This is a genomic window from Ruegeria sp. CDSA033, assembly GCF_059612305.1.
The window spans coordinates 1-24,678 of record NZ_JBXWQI010000033.1; the positions used below are offsets into that span (position 1 = coordinate 1).

Annotated in this window: 17 protein-coding genes and 2 pseudogenes; 2 read left to right on the forward strand and 17 right to left on the reverse strand. The window is 54.8% G+C overall.

Going from position 1 to position 24,678, the window contains the following annotated elements:
* Window positions 1–120 precede the first annotated feature (120 nt).
* From AC2FLA_RS21305 to AC2FLA_RS21325, 5 genes are read right to left on the reverse strand one after another with little or no spacing between them, the layout of a single operon-like run.
* A complete protein-coding gene (locus AC2FLA_RS21305) occupies window positions 121–2,751 on the reverse strand; it encodes a phosphoenolpyruvate carboxylase (protein WP_496725110.1) in 2,631 nt (876 codons plus the stop codon).
* Window positions 2,751–3,722, reverse strand: coding sequence for a 2-hydroxyacid dehydrogenase (locus AC2FLA_RS21310; RefSeq protein WP_496725112.1), 972 nt, complete (start codon window positions 3,720–3,722; stop codon window positions 2,751–2,753). Before AC2FLA_RS21310 ends, AC2FLA_RS21305 begins: the two co-directional genes overlap by 1 nt.
* Window positions 3,722–4,612: a succinate--CoA ligase subunit alpha gene (sucD, locus tag AC2FLA_RS21315; protein ID WP_058273746.1), complete on the reverse strand. Its 891-nt coding sequence runs from the start codon at window positions 4,610–4,612 to the stop codon at window positions 3,722–3,724. Before sucD ends, AC2FLA_RS21310 begins: the two co-directional genes overlap by 1 nt.
* The gene (locus AC2FLA_RS21320; RefSeq protein WP_058273745.1) at window positions 4,612–5,808 is read right to left on the reverse strand and encodes a malate--CoA ligase subunit beta; all 1,197 of its coding nucleotides are present in this window, start codon (window positions 5,806–5,808) and stop codon (window positions 4,612–4,614) included. The genes sucD and AC2FLA_RS21320 overlap by 1 nt, the downstream gene beginning before the upstream one ends.
* Window positions 5,809–5,839: 31 nt before the next feature.
* A complete protein-coding gene (locus tag AC2FLA_RS21325; protein ID WP_496725114.1) occupies window positions 5,840–7,081 on the reverse strand; it encodes a pyridoxal-phosphate-dependent aminotransferase family protein in 1,242 nt (413 codons plus the stop codon).
* 220 nt (window positions 7,082–7,301) lie between these two features.
* Between AC2FLA_RS21325 and AC2FLA_RS21330 the strand changes: the two genes are divergently transcribed.
* Window positions 7,302–7,931 carry a response regulator transcription factor gene (locus AC2FLA_RS21330; RefSeq protein ID WP_496725116.1) on the forward strand — a complete coding sequence of 210 codons (630 nt, stop codon included), beginning with the start codon at window positions 7,302–7,304 and terminating at the stop codon, window positions 7,929–7,931.
* 89 nt (window positions 7,932–8,020) lie between these two features.
* Here the strand turns inward: AC2FLA_RS21330 and AC2FLA_RS21335 are convergent.
* The 12 genes and pseudogenes from AC2FLA_RS21335 to AC2FLA_RS21390 form a co-directional block, all read right to left on the reverse strand.
* Window positions 8,021–8,793 (reverse strand): annotated as a pseudogene (locus AC2FLA_RS21335) (IS5 family transposase).
* Between the two features lie 180 nt (window positions 8,794–8,973).
* Complete coding sequence (locus AC2FLA_RS21340; protein ID WP_496725118.1) at window positions 8,974–10,494, reverse strand: adenylate/guanylate cyclase domain-containing protein; 1,521 nt, start codon at window positions 10,492–10,494, stop codon at window positions 8,974–8,976.
* Between the two features lie 33 nt (window positions 10,495–10,527).
* Window positions 10,528–10,893, reverse strand: coding sequence for a response regulator (locus tag AC2FLA_RS21345; protein ID WP_058273434.1), 366 nt, complete (start codon window positions 10,891–10,893; stop codon window positions 10,528–10,530).
* Window positions 10,894–10,911: 18 nt separating this feature from the next.
* Window positions 10,912–13,512, reverse strand: coding sequence for a response regulator (locus tag AC2FLA_RS21350; RefSeq protein ID WP_496725120.1), 2,601 nt, complete (start codon window positions 13,510–13,512; stop codon window positions 10,912–10,914).
* Window positions 13,513–13,613: 101 nt separating this feature from the next.
* Complete coding sequence (locus AC2FLA_RS21355; RefSeq protein WP_496725122.1) at window positions 13,614–14,363, reverse strand: Tll0287-like domain-containing protein; 750 nt, start codon at window positions 14,361–14,363, stop codon at window positions 13,614–13,616.
* A 166-nt stretch (window positions 14,364–14,529) separates the two neighbouring features.
* Window positions 14,530–15,481, reverse strand: a pseudogene (locus AC2FLA_RS21360) (IS481 family transposase).
* Between the two features lie 409 nt (window positions 15,482–15,890).
* Entirely contained in the window at window positions 15,891–16,388 is a 498-nt protein-coding gene (locus tag AC2FLA_RS21365; protein WP_496725124.1) for a hypothetical protein, read from the reverse strand.
* A 60-nt stretch (window positions 16,389–16,448) separates the two neighbouring features.
* Window positions 16,449–18,848: a trimethylamine N-oxide demethylase gene (locus tag AC2FLA_RS21370; protein WP_496725126.1), complete on the reverse strand. Its 2,400-nt coding sequence runs from the start codon at window positions 18,846–18,848 to the stop codon at window positions 16,449–16,451.
* Entirely contained in the window at window positions 18,845–19,216 is a 372-nt protein-coding gene (locus tag AC2FLA_RS21375; protein ID WP_496725128.1) for a cupin domain-containing protein, read from the reverse strand. The genes AC2FLA_RS21370 and AC2FLA_RS21375 overlap by 4 nt, the downstream gene beginning before the upstream one ends.
* A gap of 1 nt (window position 19,217) precedes the next feature.
* Window positions 19,218–21,200, reverse strand: coding sequence for an ABC transporter permease (locus AC2FLA_RS21380; protein ID WP_496725130.1), 1,983 nt, complete (start codon window positions 21,198–21,200; stop codon window positions 19,218–19,220).
* Window positions 21,200–22,228 carry a quaternary amine ABC transporter ATP-binding protein gene (locus AC2FLA_RS21385; protein WP_496725132.1) on the reverse strand — a complete coding sequence of 343 codons (1,029 nt, stop codon included), beginning with the start codon at window positions 22,226–22,228 and terminating at the stop codon, window positions 21,200–21,202. Before AC2FLA_RS21385 ends, AC2FLA_RS21380 begins: the two co-directional genes overlap by 1 nt.
* A gap of 82 nt (window positions 22,229–22,310) precedes the next feature.
* On the reverse strand, window positions 22,311–23,264 hold the full coding sequence (locus AC2FLA_RS21390) for an ABC transporter substrate-binding protein (RefSeq protein ID WP_496725134.1): 954 nt from the start codon (window positions 23,262–23,264) through the stop codon (window positions 22,311–22,313).
* A 237-nt stretch (window positions 23,265–23,501) separates the two neighbouring features.
* Here AC2FLA_RS21390 and AC2FLA_RS21395 point away from each other — a divergent pair, with 237 nt between their 5' ends.
* On the forward strand, window positions 23,502–24,437 hold the full coding sequence (locus AC2FLA_RS21395) for a LysR substrate-binding domain-containing protein (protein ID WP_496725136.1): 936 nt from the start codon (window positions 23,502–23,504) through the stop codon (window positions 24,435–24,437).
* Window positions 24,438–24,678 lie beyond the last annotated feature (241 nt).

The following is a 24,678-nucleotide window of genomic DNA, read 5'->3' on the forward strand; positions in this document are numbered from 1 at the left end:
GCTGACGACCCAGCTCGGATGTGATCGAGCCGAACAGCTCGGGATCACGGTCAGACAGGGACTGGGTGAAAAATCCGTGCGTACGGTGAGGGGCGTTCAATTTGTAATCTCCTGAAGTTGTCAACCGGTCCAGCCAAGGCCGGCGGAAATGGCGTTCATGGATTGCAGCAGAGCGACCGGAACCGTTCCGGCCTGCTGTTCACTGCGGGTCTGGCGTAGTAGGTCGACTTGCAGAGTGTGAATGCGGGCAAGTTCATCTCGCTTGCGTTCGACGCGCTCACACAGTCGTGGGAAACGCTGTCCAATGATTTGCCCGCCGTTCAAAAACTTCACAGCGTCGCAAGCTTTGCAGTATTCCGAGGTGACTGCCTGAAGAATGCGTTGGCGTGTGTTGGCGTCGCAGACCAGTTCGCTGTATTTCGCCGCGATTGTCATATCGGTCTGGTACAGAGACTTTTCCATTTCATCGACCGCAAGGCGGAACAATCGGGACTGCCGAAACATATCTCGAAGTACCTCATCACCCCGTGTGCCGCGGAACTTTCTAAAATTGACCATGGCGGCGCCGAACCCGTACCAGCCAGTAATCAGGTGGCGGTTTTGCGACCACGCAAACACCCATGGAATGGCACGCAGATCATCAAGGCTGGCTGCGCCGAACCGACGGGCGGGGCGCGATCCGATTTTCAGGCGGGCTAGTTCTTCAACCGGGCTGGCCTGTTGGAAGTACTCAAGAAACCCGGGCGTTTGCAGCAGCGAAACATAAGCCATCTGAGAAAGCTCGGACAACGCATCCTGCGCGTCATCGAATTCCGGGCGGTCCGGCGTTTTAGTGTGACTAGCAGTGTGGCGTAGTGTGCTGGACAAAAGCAATTCCAGATGCGCCGCGGCTGTCCCGCGGTTGGCATATTTGGCAGACACTACTTCGCCCTGTTCCGTAACACGTAACAGTCCGGCAATTGTGCCGCTTGGTTGCGCGGCTATTGCTCGGCCTGTGGGGGCACCACCCCGACTGACAGAACCGCCACGTCCGTGAAAAAACGCGGCGCTAAATCCCTGCGACGCAAGTGCTGTAACGATCCGGCGCTGCGCGCGGTCCAGTTCCCAGGTCGAACAGAAATATCCGCCATCTTTGCCACTGTCGGAATATCCCAACATCACCTCGATCACATTGCCATCTGACTTAAGGCTGCGGCGGGCAAGCGGAACATCCAGAACATCCAGCAGAATGGCTGAGGCGTTGCGCAGATCGCCGATCGTCTCGAACAGCGGGACCACAGAAATATCCAGTGTCTCTGATCCGAACCCGGCATAGCGGGCGAGAAGATAGACACCCAGGATGTCGTCTGCCGAACGTGTCATCGACAAAATGAATGGTCCAACAGCTTTGGGATCCGGCCCTGTTCGAACAGCGTGCATAAGGGCTAGTAAGGCTAGCAATTCCTGAGCCTGATCACTCAACCCGTCACGCTGAGGATACTGCAGGTTCTGGTCTGCCAACTCGGTGCGCAGACGGGTCGACCATTCGGGTGTTCCGTATTTGGGCGCAGGTTCGAATGCAGACCAGATTTCTGACAGAACGCTGGTCGTGACCGTCGAATTCTGCCGTATGTCCAAGGTTGTGGTACGCAATCCGAAAACGGTTGCCGCCCGGCGAAGAGGTCGGATATGCCGCTTTGTCAGAATATCGGCGTTTACTGCGCAAAGCGCCTCATCAAGCGCGTCGAGATCACACTCGAACTGCGAGATATGCTGATAACCGGCACTTGTCAGTCTTTGGCGGATGGCATTCAGGGCCTGCCGAAACGGTTCGTTCGGGTTGCGGTCATTCTTGGGTGCGCGGTTGATGATTGCCTGCAACCGTTCACAGTGAGGCTCGGGCAGTGGTAGGATCAGGGCGCTTATGCTCAGTTTTTGCGCGGCTTTATCAAGAGCCTGACAGTAGAGATCAATCGCTGTCTCGCGCCCACGTTGCAGAGCCAGTTTGGTCATCTCGGAGGTTACATTCGGGTTGCCATCCCGGTCACCGCCAATCCAGCTATGAAATCGGACATTGGGCGTCACATTCAAAGTCTGACCCAAAACCTGCAAACTGGCGTGATCGAACCGGTCGATGACCTGTGGTACAGCATCGAATATTGCGTCGCGGAAAAACTGCAAACCCCATTCGATCTCGTCACGTAAGCTGGGACGTGACAAGCGTAATTCTCCGGTCATCCATAGTAGATCGATCTCGCCTTCCAGATCATTCAGCAATGTTGAACGTTCAATTGGCGTCCAGCGCTGAGCTTCGAGGCTGACCAGGATACGATAAATCCGGCGGTGAATTTCAAGAACGGTGACGCGTTTGGCTTCGGTCGGATGCGCAGTTAGCGTCGGGCCAGTCATTAAACTACCTGCCAACTTTTCGGTTTCCCCAACACTCAGATTAAGGTCCGACAACACTTCGGCAAATCCACCTTCAACCGCTTGGGCCCCTTTTTGGGTTTCGATTTGTCGACGATCCCGCACATCTGCGTTTTCGTCGATGATGCGCAAAAGCTGAAACCAGATCGACAGGGCCTGCAAAAACGGGATTGCGGCTTTGCCAGTTGGTATGGAAGGCAGCGGCTTGGCTTCGGCCCAAGACGCGACATGCGGCGCCCTTTTCAAAAGGATGTTTCGCCATAGCGTGCGCAATTCAGCCCGAAGACCGTCGGCATATGCGGACGGTAGACTGGACGGCTGGGTATCCTGAGCCAACGCTTGCATCAGATCACTTTGTCTCTTGGATTTTTGCCATTGAAGAAATCATTGAGGTTTTCAATGACGCGGAACCCCATAGCTTCGCGTGCTTCTTTAGTCGCGCTTCCGAGATGTGGCAGCATGACGAGGTTGTCACATTGCAGCAGGTCCGAGCTAATGCGGGGCTCGCCGTCAAACACATCCAGCGCCGCGCCGCCGATGGTGTCGAACATCAGGGCTTGGATCAGGGCGTGCTCGTCGATGACCTCGCCGCGCGCGGTGTTGATCAGGAAGGCGTCGGGTTTCATCAGGTCGAGTCTTCGACCGTTGATCAGGTGCCGGTTTGCGGCCCCTCCGGGGCAGTGCAGCGAGACGAAGTCGCATTGCGGCAACAGCTCATCGACAGTATCCACCTGAGTGGCATTGCACTTAGCCAGAATGTCGGGTGCCACCTGGCTGCGATTGTAAATAACCACGTCCATACCAAAGCCATGATGGGCGCGGCAGGCCATTTCCTGCCCGATGCGGCCATAGCCGATGATGCCCAGAGTCTTACCGCTGACCTTGGTGCCGACCAGATGCGTGGGCCGCCAACCGGTCCAGTTTCCGGCGCGCAGCTCGCGTTCACCTTCGCCGGCCCGACGCGCCACCATCAGCAGCAATGTCATCGCGATATCTGCGGTGCACTCGGACAGAACGTCAGGCGTGTTTGTCACGGTCATGCCAAGTTCGCGGGCTGAGGGCTCGCAAATGTGGCTGTACCCGACCCCGTAATTGGCCAGAATTTTGGTCTGTGCTGCGGGGACGTCCAGCGCCTCTGCACTGAGTGTATCGGTAACGGTGGGCAGCACCGCATCATAGTGTTTCAGGGCGTCACGGATTTCAGCCGGGGACATCGGAGTATCCCCGGTATTGAGTACAGTGTTGTAGTCTTCGGCCAGTCGCGCCTCGACGGCGGCGGGCCAGCGACGGGTGACAAGGACTGAAGGTTTGGTCATCACGCAGCCTTTCCCATGACGCGGGCAATGGTTTCGCCAATCACCGCCGGGTTTTCAGCAACGGTCACCCCCGCCGCCGACAAGATTTCAACCTTCTCGGAGGCACTTTCGCCAAAGGCCGAGATGATCGCACCAGCATGACCCATAGTCCGACCTTTGGGCGCGGTCAGACCTGCAACATAGGCGACGACGGGCTTGGTTATGTTGTCGCGGATGTATTCTGCGGCCTCGGCTTCCTGCGGGCCGCCGATCTCGCCGATCATGGCAATGACTTCGGTATCCTTGTCCTGTTCGAACCGCTCAAGGATATCGCGGAACGAAGACCCGTTGATCGGGTCGCCACCGATCCCGACACTGGTTGAGACTCCGATGCCGTGTTCTTTCAGCTGGGCTGCGGCCTCATAGCCGAGCGTGCCGGATCGACCGATGATGCCGACATTGCCGGGTAGGTAGATATGGCCTGGCATGATCCCCAGCAGAGCCTTCCCGGGGCTGATGGTGCCCGCGCAGTTGGGTCCGGTCAGCACCATGCGCTTGTCTTTGGGATAGCGGTACATGTACCGCTTGACCCGGATCATGTCCTGTGCCGGGATACCGTCGGTGATACAGACGCAATAGCGGATACCCGCATCTGCGGCCTCCATAATGGAATCGGCGGCAAATGGTGGCGGCACGAAAACAAGGCTGGCATCGGCACCGGTCGCCTCAACGGCCTGTTTGACGGTGTCAAAGACCGGCACTCCCTCGACGGTCTCGCCGCCCTTGCCGGGGACAACGCCGCCGACGACATTAGTGCCGTAGTCCAGCATGTCCTTGGTATGGAACCGTGCCATTCGTCCGGTAATGCCCTGAACGATAACACGGCTGTCGCGGTCCAGAAGAATGCTCATTAGACAGCCCTCATCTTGGTGTTTTGGGTCAGATCGTTTTGCCACGCGCCAACAGCGCGTTCGGCGGCTTCCATCAGGGTGGTGGCGCGGATGATCGGCAATCCGGATTTGGCCAGGATTTTCTGACCTTCCGCGACATTGGTGCCGGCCAGCCGCACGATGACAGGGATTTCAAGCTCAAGTTCGCGCAGCGCCTGAACGACGCCCTCTGCGACCCAGTCACAGCGATTGATCCCGGCGAATATGTTGACCAGCACCGCCTGCACGTTCTTGTCTGACAGGACCAGACGAAAGGCCTTGGCCACACGTTCGGGTGAGGCGCCACCGCCGATGTCCAGAAAGTTCGCAGGTTCGCCCCCCGCCAACTTGATCGTATCCATCGTGGCCATGGCCAGCCCGGCACCGTTCACGATACAGCCGATATTGCCGTCAAGACCGACATAAGACAGGCCACGATCCGCAGCGCGACTTTCGCGTGGGTCTTCCTGGCTTTTGTCGCGTAACTCTGAGATCTGCGGATGCCGGAACAATGCGTTGTCGTCAAAGCTCATCTTGGCATCCAGCGCCAGAACCCGATCGTCACCGGTGATGACCAGCGGGTTGATCTCGACCATGGTGGCGTCCAGATTGCTGAAGGCGGCGTAGCAGCCCTGTAGCGTGCGCACCATTTGCTGAACCAATTTCGCCTCAAAACCCAGTTGAAATGCGATTTCGCGCGCCTGGAATTCCTGCAGGCCCACGGCTGGTTCGACGATCGATCGCACGATGCTGTCGGGGCGTTCGGCCGAGATATCTTCGATCTCCATGCCGCCTTCCGACGAGGCCACGATCATCACCCGCTGGCTGGAGCGATCCAGCACGAAGCCCAGATAGATCTCGCGATCAATCGGCACGGCGGATTCCACGTAGACACGGTAGATGCCCTTGCCTTCGGGACCGGTTTGATGCGTAACCAACCTGCGTCCGAACATCTCGTCACAGGCTTCATGGATTTCGTTCTCGGTGTTGCACAGTTTGACACCACCGGCTTTTCCACGGCCTCCGGCATGGACCTGAGCCTTCACAATCCAACGATCGCCCCCCAGCTCGCGCGCCCGATATGCCGCTTGTTCGGGACTGTAGGCCAGCGCACCCGAAGGCACGGCGACACCAAAATTCGAAAGAACCTCTTTCGCCTGATATTCGTGAATATCCATCTGCAATCTTCCTCCCGTTCATGCAGTGCGGTCAGGCCGCGATCGACGTGCCGTAGCGGCTTTCCAGCAGCGCTTCGATGGCTTCAAAATCCACTGTGCCGCCCAGTTCGCGGATCGCCTCGCCAAACAGTTTTACGATGCGGCTGATCGACTGATGGTTCAGTTGGTTCAGGATGCCGATGCGCACCTGTACCGGGGCGCTGAGTGTCGGCCAGATGCCAAAGCCACGCGCGCGGCAGTTCTGTACCAATTCCATTTCGCGGCCAGCCAGTTCTGTGGGCAGGTTCAGCACTACGAGGCTTGGCATGTCCGAAGTGACATCGCAGCCCATCGCGGTGACAGCGTCACGCAGGACGGCCTCATGCGTTTTGTAGGAATGCGCGCGTTTGGTCAGCCCTTCCTGCAAGGTCAGACGCAGAGATTCATGGAAGGCGGCGACGGCATAGCCCGAATGGGTCCGGTGATAGGTGCCTTTCTCAACATCCTGACCGTCGACAATGCCCCAATGGCGGGCCTCGAAAATCGGGTTGTGGACGTAAGAGTAAGCACCGGTTGTCTTCAGCGCCTCGATAAAGGCGTCGGTGAAGCTGACCGGCGCATAGGTCAGGGGCAGGCAGCACAGGCCTTTTTGCGGGCACGAAGCCCAGCCTGCGATGCCGGGGAAGTCGTCGATGCGAAAGTCTGCAACACCCAACGAAGACACAGCATCAATCAATCCCATGGCGCCGTGATGTTCACACGCATCCGAGAATCCCTGTACATCGTTGACACGGCCGGAACCGGTTTCCCAATGCGCCATGAAAGCCCATTTCGGCTTGTGTTCTGCCAATGCGACCTCGACCATCTCACCGGTCACGGGCTGGCCATGCGGAATTTCGATTACGGTGACGCTGGCCGCATTGGGATCAAGTGGATTGGCGGCATGTTCTTCAGGTGTGGCTGCCTTAATCCGAAGGGTCAGCGCGTCAATGCCGGAAAAGGTGCCATTGGTGAACGCAACCACCTTGTCGCCAGGCATAACGGCCGAGAACATAGTGTCCAACGCGCTCCAGCCGGTGCCAGCAACCGCGAAGGTATAGGTATTGTCGGTGCCCCAGATTTTGCGCAGCATGTGCTTGCATTCGATCATGCCGCGCAGGACGTCACCCTGCATGTGATCCGCAACACCCGCATTTGCGAAGGCATGCAGAACGCGGGCATCGGTATTGCCTGGTCCGGGTCCCGCAGCCAGTGTTTCCGGAATTTCGAGCGTCGGGTAGCTTTGAAACGTCATTGGCGATCCTCCTCGGCGACGGGGTCTGTAATGCGCCCCGTCTGTCGCGTTACCAAAAAGAAAAGCCGATCCTTGCGTCAGGGCGCAACGTAACTTACTACTGCTTTAGGGTAGCTATTTGGGTGGGGGAAAACCTACCCATTCTGGCAAATATACCGATGTATACCGGGAGATTACCTACCCAACATGGTAGTTCTTGGGTAAATTAGGTGGAAAATCAATGCTCGACACAACGCCCCCTCCAATCGACATCATGCTCGCCAACAACAATTCTCTCGTCCTCTCGGCGATGTCCGAAATCTTCGAGAGAGACAAACGATTCTCGTTGGTGGCGACATCTGCAACTGCCGAAGGTTTCCTTGGGGCAGTCATGCGTGTGCCGGTAAAGGTCTGCGTGGTGTCCTGGGAGCTGCCAGCTTTGGGTGCAGCCAAACTGATTGAAGTGCTGCGCGAACAGGAAAATGCACCGCGTTTTGTGGTCTATGGTGATGAGGCAGGTGATGTCCCACGGCTGGCCATGCAAGCAGGCGCCGCAGGGTTTGCGCCTCGTTCCGGTGAGGTTGAAGGCTTGCTGGAGACATGCGTTGATGTTGCTAAAGGTAAGATGGTTTTCCCATTCATCGATGTGCGCACTGTGCAACATAGTCCTCTTCAGACCTTGTCGCGCAAAGAGCGGGCTATCCTTGAGGCACTGTCGAAGGGAATGTCCAACCGGGAACTGTCAAAAGAGTTACAGATTTCCACCAATACCGTGAAATTTCACCTCTCGAATATCTATGAAAAACTGTCAGTTAGAAACAGGGCGCAAGCCATCGCATTTTATTACTCGGCTAAATCAGCGTCAGATTAGCGGTTGTGTCGCAAACTTTTTTGTCTGGAGTGACGATCACGCAGGTTCCAACGTGGCCCTGTTGTAAGTTTTTGAACATTGAACTTGGATCACGATGACAAATGGCGAAACCACAGCCGGTTCGACGTGATACCGATGAAGCTTGCAGCAGTCTTGTCGTAGTGTGTTGCGGCACGTCGGGCGTTCTTGAGCTTGTTGAAACAGGGCTCGACCCGGGTCCGCAAACCGTAGGGAGAACGATCTACACCGATGCGATTTAAGCGTGGCTTGCGCATTGGGATCACTGGCAGCACTTTTTTAATTCCAAGGATTGCCTGACTCTATCGGATTCGTAACCCCGATCGGCTAACAACACACTCAGGTAAGGCAGATTGTTTGCCATGACCAAGTAGAAATCACGATAGTCAGATGGCAGGCCCGGCGTGATCTCGGTTCTCATAGCAAGCCGTGTGCGTTGACGAGCAGGTGGATCTTGGTCGAAAAGCCACCTCTTGAGCGGCCAAAACCCTGTCGCGGAGTCCCCTTTAGCGCCTGCTGCCTTATGATGGGCGTGGACTACGGTGCTGTCGATCATTTGCAAGGCATCAGGCACAGCCCCACTTTGGTTCAAGGCGTCCATGATCTTTTCCCATTGACCCTCCAGCGTCCAGCGCTGGAACTGATGCTAGATGCTTGACCAATTACCATGCGTCCGGGGATCACGCCGCGGTGCGCCTGTCCAGGTCATCCAGAAAATGCAATCAAGAACAAGGCGTTGATCGGTGGGTTTGCGCCCGTTAGGCGCTCGAACTGCTAGAACAACGCCTTCAAAGAAGCCGCATTATTCGTCTATTATTAGGTCGCGTACCAAGCTGGTCTCCATCACAGTTACGAGCTTGAATCACGTCGGTCGGCAATTTTGAATTCATTTTGTCAACACGTCCTAGGGTTCTGGAGCGAAGTCATCCGCCTTTCGCAACACAAATCGGGTTGAATGGTCGAGTTCCAGTTCGTAGTTATCCAATGGTCGAACTGATTAAGGCTCAAATCTGCATCACAAACCTTAGGATACGAAGTAGGATGTTATCTCACCCACTCCTTTGACATAATGAGTTTGCGCTTCCGTGTTGGGCAAATGGTCACCCAGAGCATCTTTGGTTTGGGCAGAGATGTGGATGTGCCCCGACCTGCCTGTGGCCTCGAGACGGCTGGCAAGGTTCACGGTTTCCCCCCAAACATCATAAATTGACCGTTTTCGCCCGATCAGACCGGCTATGACTGGTCCGGAATGGATACCTATGCGGATTTGCAGCCCCGCGCTGCTAACTGTGCTGTCAGACATCGTTCTCAGGATGTCTCGTGCAAAGCCTACTGCCGCGTGTGCGTGGTCCTCGCGACGCACGGGGATCCCCGATGCCGCCATATAGGCGTCTCCAATTGTCTTGATCTTTTCGATGCCGTGCAGGGTGGCCAGGTCATCAAATGCAGTAAACAATTTTGACAATTCCAGGATTAAGTCACCAGCGTCCATGCGGGCAACCAGCGGAGTGAATTCTACGATATCCGCGAATATTATGGTTGCGCCAGCGAAGCGATCAGCGATGTTTATCTCACCATCGTTTAGGCGTTTGATAACTGGCGCGGGCAGCATCGAGTGTAGCAATTTGTCTGCCCTGTCACGTTCGTATTTTATCTCATTTGCAAGCGCCAATTCCCGAGCGCGCCAGCGGCTGCGTTCCATGCAGGCATCCACGCGCGCGTGCAGTAACACCGGGTCGATAGGTTTTGGCAAATAGTCCTCAGCGCCGACACTGATGCATTTGGCGATTGCGTCCGTCTCGTTAAGACCTGAAACCATAACCACGGGTATTTCGTACCAAGACGGATCTTTTTTCATTCTTTCGAGGACGTCGATGCCATTTACCTCTGGCATTAGGATATCCAACAAAACAAGGTCGAACCCCTCGCGATCTAGTGCTTCAAAAGTTTCGCTAGCCGAGCCGACCGATTGCACACTATGCCCTCGGCGCTCTAGCAAACGAGTCAGGATTTCCCGATTGGCCGCCTCGTCATCGATCACCAAGATACGTCCGGTCAGGGCTTCGCGACCGGCATCTGAGCTCGCAAGGCTGCGTTCAAGGCTGGCCGCAATTTCCTGATCCCGGTCACTGTCCTCAGAGTTATTCTGAATGTCTGCATCACTGATGGTGCTGTCGATTTGTAGCGCCAGCTTACGCGCTTCGTTCAGGATCGCGTTTATGTCGCTGCGAGCGGAAGGCTTCAGATCTGCCTCGAAATCATCCAGAACCATTTCGGAATAACCAATGATCGCATTGATCGGTGAGCGTAAATCATGCCGTAATTTTGCCTGAGCGTCTTTGTCGGCCGAGATTTGGTGCGCACTTTTCCCCAACAATTCGATCATCTGAACAAGGTTGCTGGCGGCGGCGCCAATCTTTTGCAAATCCTTTAACGCGGCTTCTGGCCCAGTTTTGCGCACCTCCTCGATCAGCAGGTTATGAAACCCTACGATCGCTTCTGACGGCCCATTGAGGTTTTGGGAAATGCGGGTAGCTAGTGCCAACTTGTCTTTTCGGTTCTTGGAAACCATGCCGCGCTACCCGTCCAGCAGTTTTTTAATAATCTCCAGCAACCCAGGCAGTTCGATCGGCTTGGTATAGAATTCGTCGCATCCTGCCTCCATGGCTTTGTCGCGATCACTTTGCATCGCATGGGCAGTTAAAGCGACAACTGGGATAGTTTTCGTGTCTGGGTTTGCTTTTATTTGTCTTGTCGCCTCCCAACCGTCGATTACGGGCAGGCTCATGTCCATTAAAATCAGATCTGGTTTATCCGATAGGGCTTGTTCGACGCCAGCCTGACCATCGCGGGCCGATACGGTTTCGTATCCTTTTCTCTGCAGCCGGCGCGACAGCATATCGAGGTTCATATCGTTGTCTTCCACAATAAGTATCTTTGCCATCGCCTTAAACTTTCCGACTTATGAATAGTCCTGTAACTGACGTTTCAGCGCCGCAATCAGATCACCTCGACCGGTATCTCCTTTGCGGATGACCTCATCTGAATGGGCTTTCAACCAATCCAGTTCGTCCCGCGTCAGGTCCTTAGACGTGGCTACGATAACCGGCAAATCGGCAAGCCCATCAGTTGTGCGAACCGTTTTGAGAACATCGAAACCGTCCACATTAGGCATCATAATGTCCAATACCATCAGAGTCGGCCTTTTGGATTTCAATTGGCTGAGCGCGCCGTGACCGTCCGCCGCTTCGCGCACTGTCCAACCGTTGCGCGTCAAAATACGGCGAAACAGGTTCCGCGTTGACATATCGTCGTCAACGATTAGCACGTCTTTGTCGCGACCCGAGGCGATTGAATCTAGCGTTGCAATCAGCCGCGCTGGATCAATCGGTTTTATCAGGTGTTCGATCGCTCCGAAGGCAAGGCCCATGTCGCGATCCGCGACAATCGTGGCCAAGACAACGGGTGTCTCGCACAACTTCGAGTCTGCCTTGAGCTCTTTCAACATAGACCAGCCGTCGCGTTCAGGCATAATAACGTCCAGAAGAATGACGTCGGGCTTGTGCGCGCGTGCCATTTCCATGCCCGCCGCTGCGTTCGATGCCAGCAAGACATCATACCCTTCTTCGCGCACGATTTGTGCAACCGCGTTCCGTGCGTCTTCTTCATCATCCACGATCAGAACGCGGCCCAAAGCAGTGTCCGGTGACGCTTCACTGTGATCGTCAACCAAGGTGGACACTGCAGCATAGCGCGCCGGAATTTCAAAAGAGAAGGTTGATCCAACACCCTCTTTGCTATCGACAGATATGTGTCCGCCCATCATACGCGTAAATTCCTGCGCAATGGCGAGCCCTAACCCGGTACCCCCGAAATTTCGCGTAGTAGACTGATCAGCTTGTACGAACGCCTGGAACAGCTTGTCGCGTTGCTCCGGCGTCATGCCGATACCTTCATCTCGCACTGCAAATCGAAAGAAACCCGTATCATTTTTCCGAAGTTTAGAGACGAGAAGCTCAATCTTACCACCTTCGGTGAACTTCGCCGCGTTGGACAACAGGTTGAAAAGATTCTGCCGGAGCTTGGTTTTATCGGTTTCGATCTCGTCAGTGTCTGCGAGATCACAAGAGAGAACCAGTTCATTTCCATTCTTGCTCACCAAGGGCACCACCGTTGAAGCGACTTCGTCCAACAAGGGTCGGAGGGCGAAGCGTTCCGGGTACATTTCCATTTTGCCCGCTTCGATCTTGGATAGATCAAGAACGTCATTGATAAGCGAGAGAAGATGTCGCCCGGATGCCATGATCTTCTCCAGATCATCCGTCGCAGTCTCGAATCCCAAGTCCTGCGCATCTTCAGACAGCATTTCGCTATAACCGATGATCGCGTTCAAAGGAGTGCGCAACTCGTGGCTCATGGAAGCCAGGAATTGGCTTTTTGCAGAGCTGGCGGCGATCGCCTGCGCGTTGGCTTCTTCAAGTTGTTCCTGTTTGGACTTAAGGTCAGAAATATCGCTATAAACGGCGACCGTGCCCCCGTCTGGAGTCCTGCGTTTCGATACCTGAATCCAGGCGCCACCCAGTAAGACTTCTTGGTGATCCCCATCAGGACTGAGATGTCGTTCAAGCCGGCTGCTAATCCACTCTTCGTCAGGCACACCATCGGTATCAACCGATTTTCGTTCCAGTTGCAGCCGCAAGATATCCTCGAACCGCGTGCCCGGCCCAAGTATGTCGTCTACATGTGCAAAAATGCTGCGGAACCGGTCGTTAAAGAGTATGAGTTGATCCTCGTTGTCGAACAGCGCAAATCCATCTGGGATTGTTTCAATCGCAGTGAGGATTGTATTGCGCTGGGCACGCGCTTCTTCTTCTAGTTCGCGCCGTATGTCCTGGCTGTCGCGAAGGGCCCTTAGCGCTTGGGACATCCGGCCCAGCTCATCAGGGCCTTCGGGCGGCAGCGTGACATCCCGTTCACCCCGGATTAGGCCTGAAATCGCAATGTTGATTGCATGCAGTGGCACAACGATTGACCTCAGAGCACGCCACGTAAGAAGCGCTCCCAATATCACAATGACAACACATGCAATGATCGCTCGGTTCATCGCAGCCTTGGCGGCAACCGTTGCTTCATTTCTGGTTCGGTCGGCACTTTCCGATAGGTCATCGACCAATTGCGTCAGCGTCTTGTCGACGGCATCACTGGCCACTCGGGCCTGTGCAAGTAAAGTGTTTCCCAGCACCCTGTTACCATCTGTGTAAGCATCGGCCGCTCGCATAGAAGTTTCGTAATAGGAGTTTGCCTGCTCTTGTACACTGGCTGCGGACTCGGGTGCAAAAGCGGCGAGCTGTTCAAGGCTGCTATTGAGCTTTGTACTTGCTTCGTTGGCGCGCCGCTCAGAAAGGGTCAGTAAGCTGACAGAAAGATCCGTCAGCCAGTACCTCATCTCTCCAAATTGACGATCTGCCTGGCCTGCCACTTCCAGCCGGTGAAACTCAGTATTTGCGTCTTGTATGCGGGCTTGGTTACGTGCCAGATCGTAGACCATCACAATGGTGCTCACGACCAAAGCGGTTAACAGTAGCGCTGACAGTGATCCTATGCGCACCGGAATAGTGTTTTCGGACACCCACCGCCAATTGTTACTCACACCAGATTCTTGTTTCATCTAAAAAGGGTTATGCTAATTGCACCCGCCAGATCACCAAGTTGCCCACCTTCCTTTGGGAAACCGGTTACATCCGTTTCACCCGCTGGCGATCCGTGGCATGAAAGACAAGAATCAGAATAGTATTCTGGGATCAGCATCCGGAATGCGGGCATCCCGGAAACGTCAGCTTCTTCAAAAAATGGCTGACCTTCTGCCCAAGAAGAGTCCTTGAACTTTTCCTCGATGACCGAGTTTTCCCAAGTATCCGGACGGGCCATGCGATTGCGGACAAGTTCCGAGGGCGCCGTTACCTTGACCACTGCAGATGTGCCAATTTCATCTGCGAACTGTTCATTTACCAGCCGCGCAAAAACGGCTGGAATAAATCCTTTGAATGCAACTCCCTCGGCATTTATTAAATCTTGGTTAGCGTTGATCACCGTGACCATAGCGTCCAGCTGCGTTTCTGTAAGTTTGCGCTCTAGTGGGTCCAACCCATCATGCAGCGGTGGTTCGCCATTGGCTTCCAAGTAGGCCTCAATAACTTGCTCGTAGAACACATCACCGGACAGCCCTTTGTCGGTGATATCCGGATTGTTGATTAGGTCCTGGCTGTTTGACACCACACTTCGGCCAGCTCGCAACACCGCTGCTAGTCGGTTGCCCGTCTCAACCTCTTCTGCGGTTTGCGCCGCAACACTATCCGGACTAAGCGGCCAGAATGTACTCAAAATGACTGCTGCTGTTAAAATAGGTTTTTTCAATAGACCAACGCCCCCACGTAAAGTCGAGTGCAGTGACAATAAGATAGACTAGCAAAAAATCACCAAACTGTCTTATGAATTCGGCCCGCCTGGAATTGTACAGCCAAAAATGGTGTGTAGTATGTGACGGATGAGCTAGGGTTAGGATGCAAAAACCGACAAATGCCTAGGCGTTAAGTCCCGGCATCTGGTGGATCGGATTGACAATGGATCGATCCGGTTCTGAAGTCCAGATTTTGTAGATGTATTCGTATGGCGTGAGACCGCTTACTGTTTTCAAACGACGGGCGTAGTTGTAGGCATCGAGGAAGTCGGCCCAGTGCGAGCGAAGCTGGTCGTGGCTTTCGTAGTGATACCGCTTGACGGTTGCGTCCTTGATGGTGCGGTTCATGCGTTCGACCTGACCGTTGGTCCATGGGTGGTTTGGCTTTGTCAGACGATGTTCAATCCCGTTGGCCTCGCAGATCATTTCGAACTGCATCAGCCTGGAATAAATGGTGTTCCGGTTCCGGGGTTGCTCTACGAGCGGGAGGCCGTTGTCACTCAAGATGGTTTGGATATGGTAGGGCACCGCTTTCAGAAGGTGCTCCAGAAATTCCCAAGCCGCCCTTCTGTTTGCCTTTTCTACCAGTCGGGCCACGGTGAACTTGCTGGTTCGGTCAATGGCTACAAAGAGAAAGAGCTTGCCGTCGGCGGTCCGGAGTTCGGCGATGTCGATATGAAAATAGCCGATTGGATACCGCTTGAACTTCTGCCGCTTCGGCTTGTCCCCATCCATATTAGGCAGTCGTGAGATGCCGTGTTGCTGCAAACAACGATGCAATGAAGATCGTGTAAGATGAGGAATGGAGGGCTGTAGAACATATAAACAGTCATCAAGTGGTAGCAAAGTATGACGCCAAAAGGCAACGATCATCGCCTCTTCATCTTTGCTTGGAACAGTCGATCTCGGCTCCTTTGGTCCTGTCTTCAACCGTTTGGCGCTTTCGCCATTTGGAAACGGTTTTCACGTTAATGCTAGGTTCGCGGCTCAGCTCCGCGTTCAAAGCTTGCGATTTCTGTATTGTTGCTCGGATGGCGTGCGCTGTCGTGGCGCAGCCGTGATGTATCAGTCCCATAAGGGACCCTTCCATTCAATCGAATGGATCACACCATCACATCTTCGGATCAAACAAGCCGTTTGATGAAACGATGATCATGTTCAATGAAGTTAATCAAAAATTTCCGGCTAACTATGTCAATCGAGATCGGGAAACCGAACCTGAGTGCCGGAGGTGGAAGAACACCTCATGCAGGAACCCTTATTTTGGAAAATGCACGCCCTCGAATGAGTTCGCCACGGTTAGCCTTTGTCCAATTCCGTAATGCCTTTAACACGATGGCCTGACCTCAGGCAGAGGGGTCAAAAGTTTGCGACAAAGCCACTATAGATCGCGTTTTCTGACAACTGACAGAAACTTTTGCACACTCAAGGTGGTGGAAACGCAGTTTTCACCGATCTCATTGGTACTGATGTCAGACAGCGTCTCAGTTGCCGTGCTCGACACTCAGGAAAACCAATGTGCGCTTCTCTTGGCTCTTGTCTTTAATGGCAACCCGATAGACGCGGATTCCGGCGTCCAATTCTCTAAGTTCATAGCTGTCTGGGTGATTGACCTGCCTATCAGTCGGAGCAGGCGTACCGTCTCGGCAACGCGCCACTTCAGCCCATGTGTCGTGGAAGTAGCTTTTGGCCTCATCGCTTCTGAACTGAAATTCCCAGTAACACGAAACGCCGCGTGAATTACCCAAGCCGTCAAATGGCTGGCATACGGACCCAACAGGCGCAATCTCGGTGTCATCATAGCTTTCAAGCGCATAAATTTGTGCGCATTCACCAGCCAGTCCAATGGTCGGTTGAACGAACACAACCGTCACAAGTGAAAGCCAAAAACACACCGAGACACTATTGTGAGGTTCGATATCGGACGCTGGAGCGCGGCAGACAGAACTCCTGTTGCCGTGCAGTTTTAGCACGGCAAACAATCGCATACGTTGCGCCCGGGCGGGAGAATCCCTGTGATCAATATTTTTGTTAAAGAGTCGTCATTCTGCTGCATCAGGAACATCAACAATTGAATAGTTGCCCTTTACGCGTTCCTTTGTCGGGTCAAAATGCGGAAAAGGCGCGACTTTGGCTTTCAGACGTTTTTGCTGGCCGTCCAGTTGCCCGATTTCAATGTCAGCTCCGACGACGGCATGAGTGACCGAAACCCGGCCCAACGCAATGACCTTGCCCAGAATGGGTGATTTCATCGCGCTGGTAATCTCTCCAACCTGCGCCTTTCCTACACGTACACAGTCGCCAGGCGAGGGGACCGTACCTCCCTCAACCTCGAAACCAACCAGTTTGCGATGAGGATGGGCCTTGCGTTCTTCAATCGCTGCCCGCCCGATGAAATCGTCGGACTTTGATTTCAATGGTACGGTGAAGCCGATGCCAGCCTCGAAGGGATCGGTTTGATCGTCGAATTCGGATCCGGCAAAGATCAAACCACCTTCGATCCGCACCATATCCAGTGCCGAAAGTCCAAGCGGAGCTATGCCATAGTCCTGGCCAACCTCCCAGACGCGATCAAAGATCTCAACAGCATCTTTGGGATGGCAGAAGATTTCATATCCCAGCTCACCTGAATACCCGGTCCGGGAAATTACCACAGATGTCCCCTGCACATCACCAACCCGGGCGACGGTCAGCCGGAACCATGGCAGTTCTTCGATCGTCGGTTGCTGAGGCGGTGTCCAGAAGATTTTCGAAAGGATTTCGCGGCTATGTCGTCCCTGAACCGCTATGTTGTGCAGTTGGTCGGTTGAGTTGCGCACCCAAACATTCATATTGCGTTTGAGCGCCTGCTCCTGCAGCCACAATCCGCTGGTATCATTCCCACCTATCCAGCGGAAGTTCGTCTCACCCAAACGATAGACGGTTCCGTCGTCAATCATGCCGCCGTGCTCATAGCACATAGCCGTATAGACGACCTGACCAACGCTCAGCTTTTTCATGTTGCGGGTCACGCAGATCTGCATCAAATCTTCTGCGTCGGGTCCGACAACTTCGTATTTCCGCAAGGGGCTGAGGTCCATTACCGCAACTTTGTCGCGGCAGGCCCAGTATTCGGCAATCGCGCCGTGATTGGTCATCGTGTTGGGCAGCCAATAGCCGTTATATTCGACGAAATCACGGGTGTGCCGTGCAAAGCAGTCGTGAAATGCAGTTTTCTTGGTTTCTTCCACATCCGCCTCCGCAGATTTTCTATAGCCGTAGGATCTTTTGAAATCCTCGGTCGCCTTGTAGGTTCGCACCTGAATATCGGTTGGATTCCAGCCATTTGCTGGATCAATGTCGCAGGGACAGCCGGTGCTGACGCAGACCAGATCGGTCAGCGCGCGCAATAAGACGAAGTCACCGGGGCGCGACCAGGGGTCGTCCATGCCAATGGCGTTGGTGTCGTCCAGCATCGTGTTGAAAAAGAAGTTGATCGCAGGCCAACCACCACGTGGTTTGATGCCATACTGATCCAAGTCTTTATTGATATTGTCCGAGCAATTCACGTGGCCGGGGTAACCGAGATCTTCATAATACCGCGCCGTACAGGCAAGGCCAAACGTGTCATGGCGTCCGCACGTATCCTGAACGATCTCTATCAGCGGTTCCTGATCAACTGACCAATACTTCGAAAAAATCCCCGGTTTCGGATACAAGCTGCCCATCAGGCTACGCGTTGTTGTGGGATCAATCTCGCGTTCGATCCCCTGATCCAGTGCCCGTCGGCTGAAGGCCTGAAAATCCGAGCACTCACGCCCGCGAACATCGACAATCTGAATGAACTCACCGGCCCTGACCTCGTACGAGTGGGCAATGCCCGGCTGAATATTGAAGTCCCTGAGCGGATCGGCCAGCGGTTCGGGTGGTCCCACATCGGGTTTTTCCAAACCGGGTGCAGAGCGCTGAATGTACAGGATGATATCCGTAGGAGGGTTGTTATCTTCGGGGCGCATCGCCTTGCCGGGTGCAGCCACGATCAGAAGGCCCTCACATTCGGCGACGAAATGCACCATGTCACCGGGGCGCGACCCGTCGGTAAACGCCCGGATCGCGTCACCTTTTCCGATGTCAAATCCGGCAACTTCCAGAGCGCGCAGCACTTTCTTGCCAGACGGCGATCCATTGGCCAGCGTCGCAATCAATCCCTCCGGACGTCCATGTCCCAAAGCACCCAGCATGGCCGCATCAGAACTTCGGTCAGGGGCAAAGAAGACCATCTCGGCCTGTTGCATCCCGTCGCGGTCCAACAAGGTTATCGTATCACCTTTGGAAACCGGAACAGCGCGCGACCCCATTCCGGGGACCGGGTGGCGTTCCGTTCCATGTGGCAGGATCGGAAGGCCGGGGGCCAGAACTCCGCTGCGTTCGAACGGAACTTCGAATACCGGCTTCACATTCATAGTGCATCTTCCTGAATGATCTCGGTTGCACCGCGGTGGGTGACAACCAATAGGCATCCCGCCTCGGTTCGCGAATAGTGGCTGGACCCAGCGCCGAGGCTGACAAAGTCGCCGCTGCGATAGCAAAATCCATCGTGATCTGTCAGATCGCCTTCGAGGATGAAGAACTCTTCTGGCCCATGGTGGATATGCGGGCTTGAACGTGTGCCCGCTGCCATCTTCATCAGATAGCTACCTTGCCCGGTTCCCTCATCAAAGCTGACATTCTTCCACCAGACTTGCTCGTCGGGTCGGCCTTCCATACGCATCCGGACAAATCCGGGATCGTCGAAACGGGTAACGGTGCGTGGGATTTGATGCTGTGCCATCTCAATCAAGCCCCAACCGTTTTTTGCGTTTTTCAGCCCAACTGCTGATCGCCATGTCAAAGGTCAGCGCCATCAGGGACACGTTCAGACCCAGCACAAAGTTCTTGCCCAGTTCGGTGCCCGCCAGTGTTCGCTGCAGCTCCTGCCCCAGATCCTGCGTGCCGATGAAGGCGGCAATGATAACCATAAAAAAGGCGAACATGATTGCCTGATTAAACCCGACCGCCATTGTCGGCAGTGCCAGCGGAAATTGCACCGACATCAGCTTTTGCCGACGGGTCGAGCCGGACATGTCTGCCGCCTCGGTCATTTCCGGCGGTACATTACTGAGTCCAATAATCGTGTACCGGATCAGCGGCACGGCGGCGAAGATCAGGATTGAGAACACAACTGCCACATCATTGACCCCAAACAGCATGATCGCGGGGATCAGGTAGATGAAGCTTGGGAAGGTTTGCGCGGTGTCGCAGGCCAGCAGGATGCTTTTGGACCAGCGGTTGGACCGCGCTGCAACAACGCCCAAGGGGATACCGATCATAGTCGCCAGCGCGACTGCTGAAATCACAGTATAAAGCGTGATGACCGACCGATCCCACCAGCCCGAGAAGGCGACAATCGTAAAGAAGATCGCGGCGTAGATGCCGGGCTTTCGGCCACCGACCCAATACGCAAAGGATACAACCAGCAGGATAAAAGCAGGAGTCGGAATGGCGAGTAGCGTATTCCGGAACGGGATCAAAACTTTGACGTTTAGGAACCAGCGCAGCCATTCGGTTGTGCCCTTGATCGCGTCTATGGCCAGGAATGACTTGATCACCACGTCGATTTCCTTGCCCTGGCTGAGATGCTGCTTGCGACCAACTTCAGCCAGGATCGGGAACACCTGTGCCAGCAGAGTAAATCCAACAAACAGACCCAGCGCGACCAGCGAAATCTGGTGCCGTTTCCACCACGGTGTCCCGCGTTCGAAGTGCACCGGCTGCTTGACGACCCAGGCCTTTGACATCCGATCCAACGTGACAGCCAGAAGGACGATGGTTACGCCAATCTCGAAAGAACGGCCCAGTTTGAAACTACCCATCATCGCCAGCAGTTTCGCGCCAAGACCGGGCATTCCGATAAAGGCCGTCAGAACAACCATCGCAAGACACAGCATGATCACCTGATTGACGCCGACCAGTACCTCGGTCCGCGCGGCTGGAACGTAGACGTGGCGCAACATCTGCCAGCGTGTGCAGCCAGACATCTGGCCTGCTTCGATCACTTCGGGGCTGACCTTTTTCAGGCCCAGAGTGGTCATCAGGATCATCGGTGGGATGGCAAAGGTAATTGTTGCGACGGCCCCAGCTGTCGGTCCAACCTTAAAGAAGATCACTGCTGGCAAGAGATACGTAAAGAACGGCAGGGTTTGCAGTACGGACAGGATGGGTTTCAGCAACCGTTCGAACCAGCCGTATTTCCAGGCTGCGATGCCTAGTACCAGACCCAGCAAGAATGCCAATGGAGCCGCAACCACGATGACGGACATCGTCTGCATGGCGATTTTCCACTGTCCGATTGCCGCGGTCCAGATGAAGGTGCCCGCGCCCAAGGCAGCCAACCTCCATCCACCGACGGCATAGCCGACGACGGCTGCCACAGCGGCAATTGCGGACCATGGGATCGGGCCCAGATAGGGCCAGCGACGCTTGCCCTCCAAAAGGTTCGCCGATGTGTCCAGCAGAAACTCTAGCGGGCCTTCAGCAATAAAGCGGGTGACATAGATCAGACCGAGGTCGTTTTGAATGAAGTTGAAAATCGCGTCCAAAACCTGTGCCGTTGGCGGGATTGCAGCCTCAGGAATGCGATTCAGCCACTCGGGCAGAATGCCAATCGCCTTAGCCAGGATCAGTGCAATAGCGGTGACCAGCAGCGCGGTTAGGACTTTGGTTTGCCCCCACGGGCCGTCCGTTGTGTCCGATATGTCGGTGGACAGCGTCGCCATCATTCCGCCCCAAGCAGAACATTCAACGCGGTGTCACGTTCCAGAACGCCGGTGACAACGCCTTTGTCATTCGCGACCGGCAACAGGATGCGCTTGTCATTTACCAGTACCCGCGCCAATTCGTGAATAGTCGAGCCGCCATTGATCGGCGCGCCTTCCAAAGCATGACCATTCACGGGCTTTGCAAGCCCCTTCGCATGTACGACCCGGGCCTTGTCGACATCTTCGGTAAATTTGGCCACATACTCGGTGGCAGGGTTCATCACGATCTGGTCGGGGGTGTCACACTGTTCGACCGCGCCATTGCGCATGATGGCAATCCGGTCGGCCAGGCGCAGCGCCTCATCGAAGTCGTGCGTGATGAAGACGATGGTTTTGCCCAGCATCTCTTGTAAACGCAGGAATTCATCCTGCATTTCACGGCGGATCAACGGATCTAGCGCCGAGAAAGGCTCATCTAGAAACCAGATATCCGGCTCAATCGCCAGTGATCGGGCGATGCCGACCCTTTGCTGTTGACCTCCGCTGAGTTCGCGCGGGAAATACTCTTCCCGACCTTCGAGGCCCACCAATTTGATGACCTCCAATGCGCGTTCGCGCCGGTCGTAGCGATCTTGCCCGCGCATTTCGAGCGGAAAGGCCACGTTGTCCAAAACCGTGCGATGTGGCAACAGACCGAAGGATTGGAACACCATCCCCATCTTGTTACGGCGCAGCTCAATCAGCTCGCGCTCGCTCAGGCTCATGATGTCCTGACCGTCAACCTCGATCGTTCCACCTGTAATGTCGTGAAGGCGCGAAAAACACCGCACCAACGTGGACTTGCCTGACCCTGACAGGCCCATGATGACCAGCATCTCGCCACGAGCGACCTCAATCGAGACGTCCTTGACCCCGGCGATGTACCCATCCGCGCGAATCTCATCGAAACTGCGGTCAGCGGGCAGAGACTTCAGATAGCTCTCTGGCGAGGGCCCAAACAGTTTCCAGACGTTTTTGGCTGAGATGACAGGCGCTGAGGCGGACATGGTTGCCTTTCTTTCGTGTTGAGCGCGGCCTTGCATCGCTGAGATGTTCAAGGCCGCGCCAGTTTCGGTGGGTGCAACCGTATTATGTACTGCAGGCACTGATCCAAGGATCAATGACGGCGCGGTTGGCGTCCAGCCATTCTTCGGCTGCCTCTTCCGGCTCAAGCTCATCAGTGTCGACCAGCTTCGCCATCTCAGCAATCTGCGGGTTGGTGAAAGAAATCTCGGTCAGGGCGCAATACGCGGCCGGCCACTTGTCTTTCATGCCATCCCAAGCTGCCTTTTTCAGGTAACCCTTGGCAGGGTTGCCGCAATCATACAGCGCTTCCGGGTTGGGACCTTTGGCCGGATCCTTGTCGCATCCATCTTCCCAAGCTGGGAACTCAACGAACTCACCTGGCCAAACAGCTTCGGCGAAGTTTGGCGTCCAGTTAAAGACCAAAACCGGTGTTTTGTCGGCCTCAGCCGCGCCAATTTCGGCCCAAAGAGCTGCGGCTGAACCCGCATTGATCACTGTAAAGTTCAGATCCAGTGCCTCGGCGCGTTCTTTGCCATGCTTCAACCAGTCGACCGGCCCATCCAGATATCGGCCTTTGTCGCCGGTTTCAGCTGTCGCGAACAGGTGCGCGCAGTCGTTCAGAGCTTGCCAATCCGGCAGGCCCGGGCAGGATTCCTTGGTCCACATCGGGTACCACCAATCCTCGCGCGTGACCGCATCGTGATCGCCCGCATCATGCAGACCACCTTTTTCCAGTGCCGCCCGATAGGATGCACCGAAGGCACCTTCCCAGACTTCCATCTCCAGCGCGACATCGCCCAAACGTACCGATTCATAGACGGCCTGACTGTCGGTGGTGACATATTCTACGTTGTTGCCCATCTCTTCGAAGATCAGGCCTACAACATTCGACATCACGATCTGGCTGGACCAGTTGTGAATGGGGATTACGATCGGGTCGCTGCTATCTTCGGCAGCCGCGCCAGTTCCCGCTACTGCTGCCAAGGTTGCAGCAGAAAGTAGGTTTGTAAGTTTCATGTTTGCTCCCTGAGTGACATTCATTTTTGAGTTGAGGACTCTTCCGGCCCCGAATTCATGCATTCTGCCCAAGATCGTCTAATGTGCAGAACAGAAATTTGAGGGGCTTTGACCATAATTTCTTGAGGCTAATCCGACTTTTTGCTATCTTAACAGACAGTTGCCTGATCGAATGCCGCCTGATGCGGGCAAATGTTTTTGATCGCGCCGTCGTCCAGCTCGGGAAAAGGCCCCCAAATGCCAAAAAAAGCGCCAGTCACCGGGAAAGTCTTGCCGCCGCTAGACTATTTGTTGGCATTTGAAGCCGCTGCCAAGGCACAGAGTTTTGCGCAAGCCAGCAAGGTGCTGAACATCTCAGAGACCGCAATCAGCCGCAAAGTGCGCTTGCTGGAACAGCACTATGACGTGCCCTTGTTTGTACGGGGGCATCGTTCTGTTTCCCTTACTCAGCAGGGTGCCATCCTGTTGGCAACCGTGGAAAAATCACTAGACCTGATGCGGGATGTCAGCCGTGACATGCTGGCCAAGCATCAGGCCAATACGGTTTCGATCTCGGCGACTAATTCTGTTGCGTCTCTTTGGCTGATGCCGCAACTTCGCAAGTTCAACAAATCCAATGGCCGTATCCGCATCTCTTTGGTGTCTTCTGACAGTGATGCAGAATGCCTGTCAGATTCTATGGACCTGACAATTCTGCGGGGGGATGGCGACTGGCCGGGGTATGAGGCAAAGCTTCTATTCGGAGAAACCGTTTTTCCGGTTTGCAGCCCCGAGTACCTCAAAAGTAATCCCAATGCGGCGGATCTTTCTGCGTTACCGGAACTTGACCTTATTGAGGTCACCAGCGGCCATGCAGAATGGATGACATGGCGTGCATGGTTCAGTGGCAATGGTGTATCGACGTCATCAATGGAACAGGCCGTCGCGTTCAACACCTACCCATTGTCTGTACAGGCAGCGGTTGATGGGTTGGGAATTGCATTGGGTTGGGCCCATCTTGTTGACCCATTGCTTGAAAGCGGCGCCTTGGTCAGACCAGTCCAGGGTGCATCGGTGCGAACTGAGTCAGGATATTACCTGCTGAAAAGACCTTTCAACAGTGCTTTTCCAGAGCAATTAATTGTCGAAGATTGGCTGCTGGGTCTCAGTGCAGGTCGAAAAAGATACGCCTAATTTGGGTCGTTGGCGACTGGGCATTGATGGTGACTTTGGCAGTGGGTTATTTGGCAGCTACATCTCACGTATTGACCCACGGGAATAATTATTTACCTTAAAGAAAAATAGACGAATCTGGATCGGTGCACCACCGTTCTGGCCAAGACGTTGTCAAACTTTTCCAACCGGGGGTTTTGCCCAATGAGCTATAAATCGGACATTGAAATCGCGCGCGAGGCGCAGAAGAAGCCTATTCAGG